Origin of the sequence: Sphingomonas limnosediminicola (genome assembly GCF_039537965.1) — a bacterium.
In the GTDB taxonomy this organism is placed as follows: domain Bacteria; phylum Pseudomonadota; class Alphaproteobacteria; order Sphingomonadales; family Sphingomonadaceae; genus Sphingomicrobium; species Sphingomicrobium limnosediminicola.
In genome coordinates this window covers 2,062,589-2,075,998 of the sequence record NZ_BAABBM010000001.1, presented here as the reverse complement: position 1 = coordinate 2,075,998, position 13,410 = coordinate 2,062,589, and the positions used below count along the sequence as shown (strand labels likewise).

The following is a 13,410-nucleotide window of genomic DNA, read 5'->3' as shown; positions in this document are numbered from 1 at the left end:
TCGTCCGGATTAAGCGTGAGGCATTGGAGATCGCGTGAACGTCAAGATCGTGGTGCGTGGCCCCGATTGGCGCCAGGTTGAGCATCTCGCCGAAATCGACGCCGAGCAAGATGTCGTCCGCGTCGTGGCTGAAGCCATGGCGATGTTCTGGGATTTCTATCCGGACGCGCCGCCTCTCCAGAAAACCATTTTGATCGACCACGCCTGAGGAGAGCGCGTTGACGTATTTCAGCAAGGGCGTGGAGAAGACGCAGCTAAAACGCGATCAGAAGGCGGCGCAACTCGCGTCAATCCGCGATGGAAGCTGTGAGCCCACGCAGGGCATGACCAAGGAAGAGGCGACCACGATGTTGCTTCAGGACATCGCAGACTATGACGCGATCCTCGCCGGCTTGCGGCGGTAGGGACGCTCGAGCTGCGGCGCGGACAGCGGAGACGATAATGAGCTCGGAGACTTGGCATGAGGAGCGGGACCGGCTGGTGCAATTGCTCAAGGCGATCGAGTCTGGAACGATTTCCCACGTCGACGAGGATGGCGAGCGGCAGCTTCAGGCCACGAGCCCGGGTAACGTCGAAATCCTGAAAAAGCGGCTTGCCGAGTTGAACGTCCGTCTCGGCGCTGACTAGGACTCACTGCTCGCACCGAGATTGCGCACAATTTCAATTCGGACTTCGCCAGGGCTTTGCGATAATCCGCTGCGATGCGAATTGCACTTTTCGAACCGGAAATCGCCGGGAATGTCGGCGCCGTTCTGCGGCTCGCAGCCTGTATGGGCACGGCCGTCGATCTCATTGAGCCCATGGGTTTCGAGTGGGACGATCGGCGAGTCCGGCGGACGGCCATGGACTATATCGATCACGTCGACGTCACGCGGCATGCGGACTTCGACGCATTCAAAACCACGATCGGATCGCGAAGGCTGGTGCTGTTCACGACGAAGAGCCGCCAATCGGCTTACGATTTCAGCTTCGGGCCCGACGACGTCCTCCTGTTCGGGAAGGAAAGCGCGGGCGTTCCAATCTCCGTTGCTGAAGCCTGCGGTGCGCGTGTGCGCATTCCCCTTCGGGCCGAGGTCAGATCATTGAATGTGGCGACCTCCGCGGCACTCGCGCTTGGCGAGGCCTTGCGTCAAACCGCGACGCTTCCGTCCTAGGCGTGTTTCGGTCTGCGCGCCGTCAGTCTCCGGCGGGACGATCGTAAAGATCGGAAAGCGAACCTCCCGGCACCGGCGTGTTGCGTTTGATGAAGGCTTCGGCCTCCCGCATCGTCGCAAAGCCGTGCTCGGTCGGGTCGCGATCATGGTGGTTGAGAATGGCAAGATAAGGCAATTCGCTGCCATGGACGTGCGTGACGCGACCGGCGGTCGAGCTCATGTGCCCGCCTTCCTTTCCTCGCGCCGGTTTCTCTGGTTCGGCCTCGTCAGTCACGCGCTTGCCGACTTCTTCGGCCGCGGACCGAAACGCGGAAAAGCTCTTGCCTTTCGACTTTCCGGGATCCTGCATCGCATCTCTCCTCGAGGCGCGGCGAAGTCAGGCGCCGTGCAGCCTGATACTTTTCTGAACCGCTGCGTCCAGCGCCTCGGATTCGACGGACCTGTCACGCTGTTTATCCCGCGCGTCCTGCTCCAGGCGGTCGCTGCGTTGCTGCTGGCTCTCGGGTTCGCGCTTCTTTCGCATTGCTCAGGCTTTCAGTGAATGTTGCTGGAGCCAAGCCTGGACGCGCTCCAGGCCCAGGTCGCTCTCGATCGCGAGACGGAGCGGTTGTCCCTCGAGGCCTTCGTGACGGCTGTTGAGGAAAGCGATGACCGGACCGGGCTCGCCGAAGTGATGCCAAGCCGATTGAACGACGTCGGCCTGCCGCCGCGATTGCTCGGGAGTCGGCAGCGGAGTCTTGCTCCGCCTGGAAAATGCCATGCTTCGGGGACGTCGTGGACTTGGCGTGGGCTGGTCGATGTCCATGAAAGTGCTCCCAATCCGTAAGCGGGAGCACTTCATGTCTCTCAGCCGCTGGCGCCTACAAGCATCGTGCCCGCGATGCTCTCAATATGGTGACATCCTGCGGGATTACCAGCGTCCGTGAGCTTACCCCCGTTCGCCTTTGCCCGTCGGCGTCGGCTGTGACGTCGGCGTCAGGACCGGCTGCGGCTGCGGGGCCGGACCGCCGTTCTGGCGAGCAGCGATCCAGCGGTCGATCTTCTGTTCGAGGATCGGCAGAGGCAGCGCGCCCGTGTCGAGCACCTGCGCATGGAATTCCCGGATGTCGAACTTGGGGCCCAGCGCCGCCTGCGCCTTGTCGCGCAGGCGCAGGATGGTCAGCTGACCGATCTTGTACGCAAGCGCCTGGCTCGGAATGGCGATGTAGCGTTCGACCTCGGCGGTGGCGTCGGTCTTCGACATGCCGGAGTGGCCGAGCATGTAGGCGATCGCCTGCTCGCGCGTCCAACCCTTGGCGTGGATTCCGGTGTCGACGACCAGCCTCATGGCGCGCAGCATCTCGTCGTTGAGGTTGCCGAACCTTTGGTACGGGTCCGTGTACATTCCCATCGGGTAGCCGAGCGACTCCGCGTAGAGCGCCCAGCCCTCGACATAGGCCGTGTTGCCGCCGAAGCGCATGAAGCTCGGCAGCGCCTCATTCTCCTGCGCCAGGCTGATCTGGAAGTGATGGCCCGGCTCGCCCTCGTGCATGAAGAGCGTCGTCTCTTCCCATTTACTGCGCGAGGGCAGGTCGTAAGCGTTGTAGTAGAAGGTGCCCGGGCGCTTGGCGTCGGGCGTGCCCGGCTCATACGAGCCGCCGGCCTCGAACTTCTCGCGGAACGGCTCGTAGGCGCGGATCTCGAGCGGCGCCTTGGGCGTGCGCGAGAAAAATTCAGGCACCCGCGCCTCGACCTTCGTCTGCACCGTGCGGAAACCGTCGCGAAGCTCGTCGCGCGTCTTCGGCTGGAACTGCTTCGCCGTGCGCATGTAATCGAAGAACTGCTGCAGATTGCCCTTGAAGCCAACTTCCTGCCGGATCTTCTCGAAACCCTTGGTAATCCGCGCGACTTCGCTGAGGCCGAGCTGGTGCACAGCTTCCGGATCGAGCGCTTCAGTCGTCGTCGACTGGATGAGGTAGCGGTAAAGCTCCGGGCCGCCCTTCATGTACATGAGGCCGGCGCCGTCGCGCGCCCTGGGCAGATATTCGTTCTTCAGGAAATCGCGGAGCCGCGTGAGCGCGGGGTAGATTTCGTCAGTGATCGAAGCGCGATATTCCTGCGTCAGGCGCGCCTTGTCGGCATCGCTGAAGCTTGCCGGGAATTGCTTTGCCGGCCCGAAATAAGGTGAGTCTTCCGGCTTCATCTTGAGCTGGTTGTCGAGCTGCTCAATCATGTTGCGGACGGTCAGTTTGGTGTCGACGACGCCCGACTGCTCGCCCTGGCGGAAGCGCCCGATCGCGCGGTCGAGATAGGTCACGAACTCGTGGTGGCGCTTCAGGTTGTTGTCGTAATCCTCGATCGTCTTGAACGGCGCCGCGCCCTTCCCGCTCGCGAAGGTCGGGTAGAAAGTGTGGAAGCCGAAGAAGTGATTCATCGGCCGCACCTCGGTCAGCTGGAGCAGATCCGGCTGAAGTCCCCGCAGCGTATCCTTGGTCGTAAACTCGAACGTATCGTAGGCGAGCTGGTCGGTTTCGTTCAGCTGGTCGCGCGGGATCGCGTGAAGCGCCGCAAGGTCGTGCTCGGCCGCCGCCCGCTCGCCGGCATAATAAGCGTCGGAGATGTTGTCGCCGAGATGCTCGGCATAGCGCATGTCGCCGCGGAAGATCGCGTTGAGCGGATTGCGCTTCAGGCTGGCTTCGTCGCTGTCCTTGAAAACCTTGAATAGCCGGTCATGCGCGCTGGCGACGGGCGCTGCCGGTGCCGGCGCTTCGGCGACAACCGGCGGTGGCGGCGGCGCGGCCGGAGCGGTTGCGCAGGCGCTGAGCGCCATCATGGAAGACGAGAGGACGAGCAGGCCAGCGAGCTTAGACATTGGGATAGCGCCTTCCACGGATGGGGTGTATTAGGCCACTAATGCGCAAAGGGCGCCGCGGCAATGGCAGCCGCGACGCCCCTTCGATCAAATGCGGTCAGACTTCTACCAGAAGAAGCTGTAGATCACGTCCACGACCTGACCGGTGTACATGTCGACCAGCAGCGCATCGTTGTAATAACGGACCCACTGCGTGCCGGGGGGTGGGTAGGGCAGTCGATACTGCCAAGGATCGTTGATCCAGTAATTTCTGCTGTAATAGTTCGGCCACAGGCGCCAGCCGATCGAGAATGGCTGATAACCCCAGCCGAACGGATCGTTGTAGAAGCCGAAGTGGAAGCGCCAACGATTGTGATCGCGATAGCGCCGCCAATCGTAGCGATTGTCGTGGCGCCAGTTACCGTTCCAATTGTGGTTGTCGGTCCAGCGCCGGCCGTCGGTGCGTAGCCGCGGCTGCGTTCCCGGGCGCGGCACGTCGCTTACCACCGGTGTGCGGTTGCGGTCGCGCCGGAAAACGTTCGGTTCCCGGCGCTCGGACTGGACGATGCCGCCCTGATCCTGGCCGCCGAAGCGAGCGCGGTCGTTGTCGAACCGCTGGCGACGATCCTGCGCGTTGCCCTGGAAGTTGGCGCCGCCGCGGCCGGCAAGGTTCGCACGCTCGGTCGCAAACTGTTGCTGGCGTTCGACGTTGACCTGCTGGCGCTCGACATTGACCTGCTGGCGCTGTGCATTGATCTGCTGGCGCTCGGCCCGGCGCTCGGCGCGCTGCGCCTGACGTTCGCTGCGGTCGTTTTGCGACTGTTCGCTCTTCGCACCTGTCCCGCGGTCGTCGTTGGGATCGGCAAACGCCGGTGCAGTGATGGCGCTTGCAAGGAGGATGGAAAGAATCAGCTTACGCATGACAGTGACCTTTCAAGTTCAGGACACGTCACTGCGACTCGCTGGCTGAGCGCCGGCTTAACCGTTTCGCACCCGTTTATTCATCTTTGTAAGTTGACCGGCGGCGCGGGTGCCTGCGCAGCGGGCGAAGGCGGAACAGGTCTCACGGGCGCGCTCGCGCTCGCCGCCCGCGCAATCGCCTTGCGAATGCGCGGATAGGCGCCGCAGCGGCAGATGTTCGGCAGCGCCGCAATCTGGTCGTCGCTCGGGTTTGGGCTCGCCTGGAGCAGCGCCGCGATCGCCATGATGAACCCCGGCTCGCAATAGCCGCACATCGTTACCTGCTCGGCCAGCCACGCCTGCTGCACCGGGTGCGTGCCGTTCGCCGCCAGCCCCTCGATCGTCGTCACAGTCGCGCCTTCCAGCGACCCGATTGATACGCTGCAACTTAGCGCCGCCTTGCCGTCGATCATCACCGTGCATGCGCCGCAGTCCGCGCTGTCGCAGCCATATTTGGTGCCGGTCAGGTTGGACGCATCGCGAAGCGCGAACAGCAACGGCGTCTCGGGGTCGAGCTTGTAGAGGATGGGCTCGCCGTTCACGATCATTCGGGTCATCGGCAGAGGCCTAGCGCGCCAGCCATGGCGGTGCCAAGATGCCGCCATGCCCCGCGTCAAAACCGCCAATGGCCTGACCGTCGGCTATCTCGACAGCGGCGTCGGCGATTCGACTCCGATCGTCTTCCTGCACGGCGTCGGCTCGGACAAGAGCGTGTGGGAGCCGCAACTCATGCACTTCGCCAAGGACCGCCGTTCGGTCGCCTTCGACTATCCCGGTTACGGCGATAGCGACACGGCGCCCGAAGGCACCAGCCGCGACGATTATGCGAACACCGTCTTCGCCGCGATGAGCGAGCTTGGCGTCCGGTCTGCGCACATCTGCGGGCTGTCGCTTGGCGGCGTCGTCGCCATCGCCATGCACGCGCTGTGGCCGAAGCGAGTGAAGTCGCTGATCCTCGCCGACACCTTCGCCGACCACCCCGAAGGCCGCGCCATCTACGATCGCTCTATTGCGGCGAGCGGCGATCTACGCGGCATGGCCGAGGCCCGCGTCGACGTGCTGCTTGCGCAGCCCGCCGCGCCCGCCGTCCGTCGCGAGGTGGTGGAGACGATGGCCCGCATCGACCCCGACGCATACCGCACCGGCGCCGCCGCCGTCTGGCTCGCCGACCAGCGCGAGCGCGCCATGGCCATCCGGGTGCCCACGCTCATCCTTTGCGGCGCCGAAGATCGCGTTACCCCGCCGGCATTGTCAACGGTTCTGAACAAGCTGATCCCCGGCTCTCAGTATGAGACGATCCCGAACGCCGGGCACCTCCTCAATCTCGAGCGCCCGAACGAATTCAACACCCTCGTCGGCGCCTTCATCCGAGGCGTGGATTCACGCACTTAGCCGGACGCCCGGGCCGACGTGTATGGCCTGGCGAAGACGGCCGCACTCGAACTTGGCCCGTCGAATATCCGCGTCAACGCTGTCGGCAGTCAATGATCCACCCGCTAGTGGGAGCTTTCGACCCATTCCGGCCATTAGCTATCTAACCGCTTCATCAATCCATTGTCCGTATGCGGCACTTACTGGCTTTGCGCTGACCATGGCTTCGAACACGAGCAGCATTAAGAGGAGATCAGCTCCCCGTCGTTTCGGCGCGCTTCACGGGCACCAAATGACCTAACATTCCCGGCTCTTGCGAACGCAGTTGCGCCAGTTCCGCCCGACAAGCATCCCCGAACTTCGAGAACAGATCGACTGATCCGCTGTTGAGCAAATCCCTGATTTCCTCTCGGCTCCTGTTGTCGTCCTGATGGGTTTCGAGGATCGCGCGCACAATGGCATATGCCTCGCTTACGACTCTCTGGGTTGAGTAGACCCGCATTTGGCCGATCTCTCCGTAAAGGTTCGCAAGACGGCCTGCGTCCGGCTCGTTCTCCTGTAGCGCATCGGCGAAGCAATTCGCGGCCGCCTTGACGAACTCGCCGTAAAGCTGCTGCCGCTGCTTGATCTCCTGCACGAGCCATTGCGACTTCGACTGCACGCGCTGCGCAATCCAGGAGGCGACGACCGACAGTATCCCACCGATGGTCGCGCCGAGGAGGGCTGCTAAGGCGGAATCCATTAGCGGTCGTCCGTTGTCACACGCGCAACGACCGACATGCCGGGCCGCAAGCGCTCCGCCAGCGGTTGGCCGGGGTCGACCCGGATTTTGACGGCCATGCGTTGCGACACCTTGACGAAGTTGCCCGTCGCATTGTCCGGCCGGAGGACCGCAAATTCGGAACCCGTCGCGGGTGCGATATTTTCAATGTGGCCACGGATCCGATTGCCGCCCAAAGCATCGACAGTAAACGAAGCACGCTGCCCCACGCGCATGTTGCGGGTCTGGGCTTCCTTAAAATTGGCAGTCACCCAGTATCTTTGCGGTACGAGATACATGAGCTGAGTTCCGGCCGTAACGTATTGGCCTCGGCGTACGGCCACTTCGCTCAGCTGCCCGGCCAGCGGCGCCCGGATAACCGTGTGGCCAAGGTCAACTTCTGCCAGGCGGACCTGGGCCCTGGCCGCATCGACATTGGCGGTTAGGCCCGAGCGCCCCACGATCACGCTCTGTACGTCCTGACGTCCAACTTCGCGCGCGGCCTGTGCCTGCCGCAGCTGGGCCTCGGCGGCCCGAAGTGCAGCCACCTGCTGATCGCGTTGCGCCGGCGTGACCCAACCGTGTGCAATGAGAGATTCGGTTCTCAACGTGTCAGCCTTTGCACGCAGCAGCTGCGCCTGCGCATTGGCGATCGCAGCGTCTTGTGAAAGCTCGCTCGCCTGCTTGGAGCGCTGCGTCTGGTCGGAATTTTTGAGATTTGAGACTTGAGTGAGCACGTTGGCGCGAGCTTGCGCGGCTCTCGCGGCATAGATGCTGTCTTCGATGCGGACGAGAACGTCCCCAGCTTTCACAAATTGAAAGTCCTTTACCGGCACCGCGGAGACATAACCGGACACCTGCGGGCTTATTACGGTGGTCTGGCCGCGCACGAAGGCATCGTCCGTTTGCTCGAACCGCCCTGCGAACGGGGGAAGCCGCCAGGCGTAGAGAATCGCGAATATCGCTGAGCCCAATAAAATGATGATCAAGCCCATCCCCGCCCACCCCGGACGAGGAGGTTGCCATCGATCGTGTGCGCGACTTTCGGTCGATTCAACGACGCTGATTTCGTTCACGAACGCGGTCCTCCGTTCTGCGCTGAAGTGATTTTCGCGGCCATTGCCTGCGCTAAGCGGACGATCGGTGAGATTTCCCCGCGCTTGCGCATGTTGATCTCGATCACGATCCCCCACAGGAACAAGACAAAGGCGAGGACGGCGATGATCAGGAAGACGTCGTTGTAAGCGAGGACGTTGGCTTCGCGGGTCACCTTCTGCCCTACTAGCACCGATCCCTCCGCACTGCGGAGGGCAGGATCGGTGATTACTCCAGCGACCTGCTGGGCGCTCGCTGCGAGCCGATTTGCGTCGATCGGATTATCGAGGCGGATTTGCTGTGTGAGGATGTTGGAGTGGAACTTCTCACGCGCCGTCTCGACCGTTCCGAATAATGCGGTTCCGACCAGCCCGCCGAGGTTCTGAGAGGCCAAGAATACGACCAGCAGGCTGATGAAATATTGCGGTCCACCGAGCAGCGCTCGGGACATCCCGATCACGAACGCCGGTCCAATGAACATCAGGCCCGCAAAGCCGACGAGCGCTTGACTGAGATAAAGGTCGGCCGGGTGGGTTAGGCTGGTGGCCCCCGAGTCTAGCCAGGCCGCGACCGCGATCAAAAGGCATGCGAGCTGAATTGGCCGCGCCGGCGATTGGGGGCGCATTGCCGCCAGAGTCACCAGCAGCCCCGCGATCGATGCCAAAGTGACGATGATGAATAGTGTCCGGATCTGTTCCGTTCCGTAGCCCAGGGACGACAGTAACCCCACCGCGCCGAATGTCTGCTCTGCCAGTACGACCCGGATGCAGAACGCGACCAGCGCGACGCGAACAATTGGCCACTGGCCGATGAAGCGGGTCATCAATAGTGGGTTCGACCGGCGGTGCTCGATCCAGAATGCCGAGGAGATGAGCAGAATTGCGCCAATCATCGCCCAGCCGATCCATTCCCGCTCCAACCACCAGACAGTCCTGCCAAGGGCGAGTACGCTGCACAGCAGCCCGACCCCTGGCAGCAGCAGCGCGATGGTCACGAAGTCGGTCCGTTCGAAAACCTTGCTGCGCTCGCTCGGCGGAAGCGGCAGGATCAGGACTGCCGCCAGCGTAAGCAGCGCCAGCCCGAGCTCGAACACATAGGCGACGCGCCAGTCGCCCCATTCCAGCAAGGAGGGTGCCAAGACGCGTGCCAGCGGCGTCGCGAGTTGCGGGACGCTGACGCCGATCATGAGCCCGTAGAGCCTCTTCGGCGCGGGCATCGCCTGGAACCACGTAAGGACGCCCAAGGTCGACAGGCCTGCCGCCGCAATCCCACTCATCGCGCGAACGACGATGGCAGACCAGAAATCTTGGATGACGAGGTGTGCGGCTGTCAGCACGATGTACCCGACCAGCATTAACCGCAGGAACAACTGAAGGCCGAACTGTTGGCGGAATTTCACGAGCACCAGGTTGGCGCAAATGTAAGTCGTCGCGTAAGCAGCCGGGCTCCACTGAACTTGCTCCGCGGTCAGGCCCAAGGTGCCTTGGAAATAGATCAGGTTCGATGTCACCAGAGCATTGCCAAGGCCGCCGGTGAGCCCGGCAAGGACACCGATGAAGCCATAGGCGAACATGCGTTCGGTCGGATGATCGGGATTGAAGGGCGAGCCGGGTATCACCGGTCGCTCATGCGGCTTGAACTGGTAGGCCAGGGTCATCGGAAATGCCTGTTCACGGGGCGCAAGCTACGCGTGACAGGCCATTCGGCGCCGGCGCATTATCACTGATAATCGCGCGGTGCCAATCGGTACTTAGGTCATACCGGCTTGGCTGACGGTAATGGATGCCCACTCGCAAATTGCGCCTTCGCGCCGCTCACCCGGCAGCTTCGATTGGAACTCCCATTCCGGCCGCGGCAGCTTTCGACCCAGAGCTGATTCTAGCGATTGGTTTCGATTGGCATCTCAGCTGGAGCGGTGAACAAGTCCGCCACCTTGCCTTCCTTGAATGTGATGAGAGACAAGAACTCAAGCTTGCCGTTCCACATCCACTCAATCCGAACTCGCCCATCCGCGAGGCCATAAGGACGGTTCGGAACGAACTCTTTCCCCAGCGGCCAACGTTGCAGAGGCTTGCGCGACAAGCAGCCGTTCGAGAACTTTTCGCAGAACTCTCCAGTGGCGCGGCTCGCGAGCAACTTCCGGTCGATGGGCAGACCCATCCGCTGGTTCCTCAAAAGGGCATATACGGTCGTAGAAACCTGCGGTGAGATTGGAGCACCCGTTCCATTAGCAGGCAGCAGCTCGATAACCTCGAAGTCTCCATATTTTGCCACGACGGGCCCCGGACACATGCCGGCGGCTGGACCCCCGTTAAACGGAAGGCAGCTGAGGCTCGCGCTGGCAGTCGCGACTTGCATGAGGAGCAGCATGAGCACCATTGTGTTGGCTAAGCGAGCTAATGGCAGCTCAGTCGTGAGGGCGGCTACTCAATCCTTGGCGCACATAGGACGTGACGGCCCAAATATCCCGCTGTGATAGGATGCCCTTGAAAGCGGGCATGGCGGAGCCGACTGGCTTACCGCCCTCCGAGATGGTCCAATCGATATATTGGTCGCCTACCATGTGAGAGTGGGCAAGCCACGCTAGGTCGGCTGGTCGTGGCGAGAGTTGCTGCCCCGCAGGACCATCCCCGTAACCCTTAGGTCCATGGCAAGCGGCGCAGTTCTGCGCATACACCTGAGCGCCGCGTTGAAGGGTCGCTGGCGAGTTCGGGAGCGGGTTTCGGGCCGAACGGTATGGCTCGGGGATGCCATTCATCATTGCCTGATGATGCCGCATCTTGGAGCCGGTCATCATGCCATGGCCCATCATGCCAGGCTGCCCCATCATCCCACCCATCGACTGGCACCACGCGGCACCCGTCGCGGCAACAGTAAGAGCCAGCGCAGTCCAAGGCGCGAGTTTCATGTCGAACCCTCCTCAGGAAGGTCGGGGTGTCTTCATTTACAATGTTCGAGGCAGAATGTCTGCTTTGGGTCGAAGCTGCTGCGGCAGGTTTGGGTGGAAAGCCGACATTCGCGAAACGGCTAAAGCCAGCGTCCAACGCGTTCTTTGTAGGCGAGATACTCGTGGCCGAACGCCCGCTCGAGATACGCCTCTTCCTTTGCAATGACCTGCTTCTGGACGATCGCGAGAACCAGCGGAAGCAATATGAGCGCCGCCAAGCTGTTCAGAATGACTGCGAGCCCAACGTAGAAAATCGCCATCCCAAGATACATCGGATTGCGGGTCCAGCGGAGGATGCCGGAGGTCACGAGGGAACTGGCCGGTTTGAACGGCAGAATTGCGGTGCGCCGGCGCAGAAATAGTCCCGCACCCGCGAACATGACGAGGAAGCCCGTCACGTCCAGCGAGCCGCCGACAATGCTGCGGATCATGATCGGCAATCCCAAGGTCGGTAAATTCAGGAGGCGATCGGCGCCGATGCCGACGGCCAAGCCACCCACATAAATGAGCGGGGGCGGGAAGCGCACGTTCGCTCCATCCGTTGCGTTCGTCACTCAGTGTCCTTTCGGTGAAGGTGGAACGCGACTGTCGGGACAATGCAGCTAGGAGTCCTGTACTGGCCGCGCCAATTAAACGAGCCCCGGTCGGCCCTAGCCAGATTTATGAGCGCGGGCCGCAGGCGAACGGCCGGGGTTCGCTTATGACAGGAATGGGTGGAAATCGGACATTAAGGCATCTCGGCCAGAAAGCTCCTGAGAAGGAGATGTAATGCGTAATCCGATAGTCATCGCCGTTTTGGTCACTGCGGCTGGCTGCAACAATGCCAGGGCTGCAAGTCCTGACAGCAGCAATCCCGCGCACTGTATCGCGGCAATGAACTTCGAGGCCTATTGGCTTAGTAAGAACCCCAAGCATGCCGACTCCCTTGCGGAGGTCCGTGCGCGGTCACTCTTCGAGGCACAAAAGATCAAGGCTTCCGGTGCGTCCTTGAAGGCGGCTGCTGCCGAGGGTGCAGCACTCACAAAAGCTTACGCCAACGATGCCGATAAGATGAATGCCTTAGCACTTGCTTGCTTGAGGGCGGAGGACAGCGATGCGCGGTTCCAGCAGGAGAAGCAAACGCTGATCGAGACGGTTCGCAACAACTGGCGAGAATAGCGCGGAGAGCATTCGTGGCCGCCAGCGGACCGTCCGCTAGCGGCAGCTTTCGACCCAAAGCTGCCATTGGAACTGTTAAGCCGGGCACAATACGAGCTTGCCTTCAAGGCCACCGCTTTCCAGTCGGCGGTGGGCATTCGGCACATCCGCGAACGATATTCGCTCGGCGACCTTGGGTTTGATGCGGCGCTGACTCAGTAATTGGAAAAGGCAGGCGAGGTCGCTCTTGAACCAGTCGGAATGCCGCGCCCGCATGACGTTGATCGAGTAGAAGCGGGTCCGCTTCCCGCCGGGCAGCCAACCCCACAGATACATCCGCGCAATCATCGCAAGAATCGCAAGCATGCGCAGCTTTGCCTGGACGCTCGCGGAAAAGCCGATTGCGACAAGGAGGCCGCCGCGCCTGAGCGACTGGAATGAACGCCGGTATCCATCCTCACCGATGCCGTCGAACACGACGTCGAACCCGTCCGGCAGGACCTTCGCGAAGTCTTCGTGCTCGTAGTCGATCGGCGTCGCTCCGAGTTCCCGGATCAGCCCCGAGTGCTTGCTGTTCGCAGCTCCCCAGGTCTCAATGCCGGCGATCCGAGCGAGCGAGAGCAGCGCCTGGCCAACCGCCCCGCCGGCACCGTGGACGAGAATGCGCTGACCCGGCTTCACCTTCGCCGAGCGGTGCAGCATTTGATACGCCGTAGTCCAGCTTAAGATCAGTGTCGCTGCTTCGGCTGGATCGATCCCCTGTGGGACGATTGTGAGGTCCTTCGCCTTGAGCAGGCGATAGGTCGCGTCTGAGCCGACGACCGTCATGTCGGCAACGCGGTCACCGACTTTGAACTGGACGACGTCGGGATGGACCTCGTCAATCTCACCGACGACGTCGTAGCCCATGACGAACGGTAGCTTGTAAGCTGCGGTTTGCGGATAGAGGTGCTGCCTGATGAGGGTCTCAGTATAATTCACCGAAGAAGCGAGCACTCGGACCCGCACCTCGCCGGGACCTGGAGTCGGGATTGGAAGGTCTACGACGCGGAGGCATTCCGGTCCGCCATATTCGAAAAGCTGCACGGCATGGTTGACTGCCGACATGTGTTCGAACCTCTTGGTACAAGAGTGCGGCTAATCAGCGCTCCTGCAT

Annotated in this window: 18 protein-coding genes; 6 read left to right on the top strand and 12 right to left on the bottom strand. The window is 62.0% G+C overall.

The annotated features are described in order from the left end of the window. Positions 1-34: 34 nt before the first annotated feature. From ABD704_RS10540 to ABD704_RS10525, 4 genes are all read left to right on the top strand, one after another. Positions 35-208, top strand: a complete 174-nt coding sequence (locus ABD704_RS10540; RefSeq protein ID WP_344699637.1) for a hypothetical protein — start codon at positions 35-37, stop codon at positions 206-208. Positions 209-218: 10 nt separating this feature from the next. Next, positions 219-404, top strand: coding sequence for a hypothetical protein (locus ABD704_RS10535; RefSeq protein ID WP_344699636.1), 186 nt, complete (start codon positions 219-221; stop codon positions 402-404). A 37-nt stretch (positions 405-441) separates the two neighbouring features. Next, positions 442-627 (top strand): hypothetical protein, encoded by a 186-nt coding sequence (locus ABD704_RS10530; RefSeq protein WP_344699635.1) that lies wholly within the window; start codon positions 442-444, stop codon positions 625-627. Positions 628-701: 74 nt separating this feature from the next. Then, positions 702-1,154 (top strand): tRNA (cytidine(34)-2'-O)-methyltransferase, encoded by a 453-nt coding sequence (locus tag ABD704_RS10525; protein WP_344699634.1) that lies wholly within the window; start codon positions 702-704, stop codon positions 1,152-1,154. Between the two features lie 22 nt (positions 1,155-1,176). On the opposite strand, the gene ABD704_RS10520 is transcribed toward ABD704_RS10525, so the two are convergent. The 5 genes from ABD704_RS10520 to ABD704_RS10500 all read right to left on the bottom strand — a co-directional run bounded on the left by ABD704_RS10520 (position 1,177) and on the right by ABD704_RS10500 (position 5,501). After that, positions 1,177-1,503, bottom strand: coding sequence for a hypothetical protein (locus tag ABD704_RS10520; protein WP_344699633.1), 327 nt, complete (start codon positions 1,501-1,503; stop codon positions 1,177-1,179). A 177-nt stretch (positions 1,504-1,680) separates the two neighbouring features. Then, positions 1,681-1,914, bottom strand: a complete 234-nt coding sequence (locus tag ABD704_RS10515) for a hypothetical protein (protein WP_344699632.1) — start codon at positions 1,912-1,914, stop codon at positions 1,681-1,683. A gap of 168 nt (positions 1,915-2,082) precedes the next feature. Continuing rightward, complete coding sequence (locus tag ABD704_RS10510) at positions 2,083-4,005, bottom strand: DUF885 domain-containing protein (protein WP_344699631.1); 1,923 nt, start codon at positions 4,003-4,005, stop codon at positions 2,083-2,085. 105 nt (positions 4,006-4,110) lie between these two features. Next, the gene (locus ABD704_RS10505; RefSeq protein ID WP_344699630.1) at positions 4,111-4,905 is read right to left on the bottom strand and encodes an RcnB family protein; all 795 of its coding nucleotides are present in this window, start codon (positions 4,903-4,905) and stop codon (positions 4,111-4,113) included. An 80-nt stretch (positions 4,906-4,985) separates the two neighbouring features. Further along, a complete protein-coding gene (locus ABD704_RS10500) occupies positions 4,986-5,501 on the bottom strand; it encodes a (2Fe-2S)-binding protein (protein ID WP_344699629.1) in 516 nt (171 codons plus the stop codon). Positions 5,502-5,547: 46 nt separating this feature from the next. Between ABD704_RS10500 and ABD704_RS10495 the strand changes: the two genes are divergently transcribed. Beyond that, the gene (locus tag ABD704_RS10495; RefSeq protein ID WP_344699628.1) at positions 5,548-6,336 is read left to right on the top strand and encodes an alpha/beta fold hydrolase; all 789 of its coding nucleotides are present in this window, start codon (positions 5,548-5,550) and stop codon (positions 6,334-6,336) included. 232 nt (positions 6,337-6,568) lie between these two features. Here ABD704_RS10495 and ABD704_RS10490 read toward each other — a convergent pair whose 3' ends face one another. The 6 genes from ABD704_RS10490 to ABD704_RS10465 form a co-directional block, all read right to left on the bottom strand. Next, positions 6,569-7,057: a hypothetical protein gene (locus tag ABD704_RS10490; protein ID WP_344699627.1), complete on the bottom strand. Its 489-nt coding sequence runs from the start codon at positions 7,055-7,057 to the stop codon at positions 6,569-6,571. Further along, positions 7,057-8,070 (bottom strand): HlyD family secretion protein, encoded by a 1,014-nt coding sequence (locus ABD704_RS10485; protein ID WP_425565428.1) that lies wholly within the window; start codon positions 8,068-8,070, stop codon positions 7,057-7,059. Before ABD704_RS10485 ends, ABD704_RS10490 begins: the two co-directional genes overlap by 1 nt. Positions 8,071-8,147: 77 nt before the next feature. Continuing rightward, positions 8,148-9,827, bottom strand: coding sequence for an MFS transporter (locus ABD704_RS10480; protein WP_344699625.1), 1,680 nt, complete (start codon positions 9,825-9,827; stop codon positions 8,148-8,150). 221 nt (positions 9,828-10,048) lie between these two features. Next, positions 10,049-10,444 (bottom strand): hypothetical protein, encoded by a 396-nt coding sequence (locus tag ABD704_RS10475; protein ID WP_344699624.1) that lies wholly within the window; start codon positions 10,442-10,444, stop codon positions 10,049-10,051. 133 nt (positions 10,445-10,577) lie between these two features. Next, a complete protein-coding gene (locus ABD704_RS10470; RefSeq protein ID WP_344699623.1) occupies positions 10,578-11,078 on the bottom strand; it encodes a c-type cytochrome in 501 nt (166 codons plus the stop codon). A gap of 119 nt (positions 11,079-11,197) precedes the next feature. Next, on the bottom strand, positions 11,198-11,671 hold the full coding sequence (locus tag ABD704_RS10465) for a methyltransferase family protein (protein WP_344699622.1): 474 nt from the start codon (positions 11,669-11,671) through the stop codon (positions 11,198-11,200). Positions 11,672-11,885: 214 nt separating this feature from the next. Here ABD704_RS10465 and ABD704_RS10460 point away from each other — a divergent pair, with 214 nt between their 5' ends. Beyond that, positions 11,886-12,275: a hypothetical protein gene (locus ABD704_RS10460; RefSeq protein ID WP_344699621.1), complete on the top strand. Its 390-nt coding sequence runs from the start codon at positions 11,886-11,888 to the stop codon at positions 12,273-12,275. 75 nt (positions 12,276-12,350) lie between these two features. Here the strand turns inward: ABD704_RS10460 and ABD704_RS10455 are convergent, their stop codons facing one another. Next, positions 12,351-13,361 carry a medium chain dehydrogenase/reductase family protein gene (locus ABD704_RS10455; protein WP_344699620.1) on the bottom strand — a complete coding sequence of 337 codons (1,011 nt, stop codon included), beginning with the start codon at positions 13,359-13,361 and terminating at the stop codon, positions 12,351-12,353. Positions 13,362-13,410: the final 49 nt, after the last annotated feature.

Coding starts and splice junctions, on each gene's coding strand:
- ABD704_RS10530 (WP_344699635.1), top strand. CDS start 442: ATGAGCTCGGAGACTTGGCATGAGGAGCGGGACCGGCTGGTGCAATTG.
- ABD704_RS10525 (WP_344699634.1), top strand. CDS start 702: ATGCGAATTGCACTTTTCGAACCGGAAATCGCCGGGAATGTCGGCGCC.
- ABD704_RS10520 (WP_344699633.1), bottom strand. CDS start 1,503: ATGCAGGATCCCGGAAAGTCGAAAGGCAAGAGCTTTTCCGCGTTTCGG.
- ABD704_RS10515 (WP_344699632.1), bottom strand. CDS start 1,914: ATGGCATTTTCCAGGCGGAGCAAGACTCCGCTGCCGACTCCCGAGCAA.
- ABD704_RS10510 (WP_344699631.1), bottom strand. CDS start 4,005: ATGTCTAAGCTCGCTGGCCTGCTCGTCCTCTCGTCTTCCATGATGGCG.
- ABD704_RS10505 (WP_344699630.1), bottom strand. CDS start 4,905: ATGCGTAAGCTGATTCTTTCCATCCTCCTTGCAAGCGCCATCACTGCA.
- ABD704_RS10500 (WP_344699629.1), bottom strand. CDS start 5,501: ATGACCCGAATGATCGTGAACGGCGAGCCCATCCTCTACAAGCTCGAC.
- ABD704_RS10495 (WP_344699628.1), top strand. CDS start 5,548: ATGCCCCGCGTCAAAACCGCCAATGGCCTGACCGTCGGCTATCTCGAC.
- ABD704_RS10490 (WP_344699627.1), bottom strand. CDS start 7,057: ATGGATTCCGCCTTAGCAGCCCTCCTCGGCGCGACCATCGGTGGGATA.
- ABD704_RS10485 (WP_425565428.1), bottom strand. CDS start 8,070: ATGGGCTTGATCATCATTTTATTGGGCTCAGCGATATTCGCGATTCTC.
- ABD704_RS10480 (WP_344699625.1), bottom strand. CDS start 9,827: ATGACCCTGGCCTACCAGTTCAAGCCGCATGAGCGACCGGTGATACCC.
- ABD704_RS10470 (WP_344699623.1), bottom strand. CDS start 11,078: ATGAAACTCGCGCCTTGGACTGCGCTGGCTCTTACTGTTGCCGCGACG.
- ABD704_RS10460 (WP_344699621.1), top strand. CDS start 11,886: ATGCGTAATCCGATAGTCATCGCCGTTTTGGTCACTGCGGCTGGCTGC.
- ABD704_RS10455 (WP_344699620.1), bottom strand. CDS start 13,361: ATGTCGGCAGTCAACCATGCCGTGCAGCTTTTCGAATATGGCGGACCG.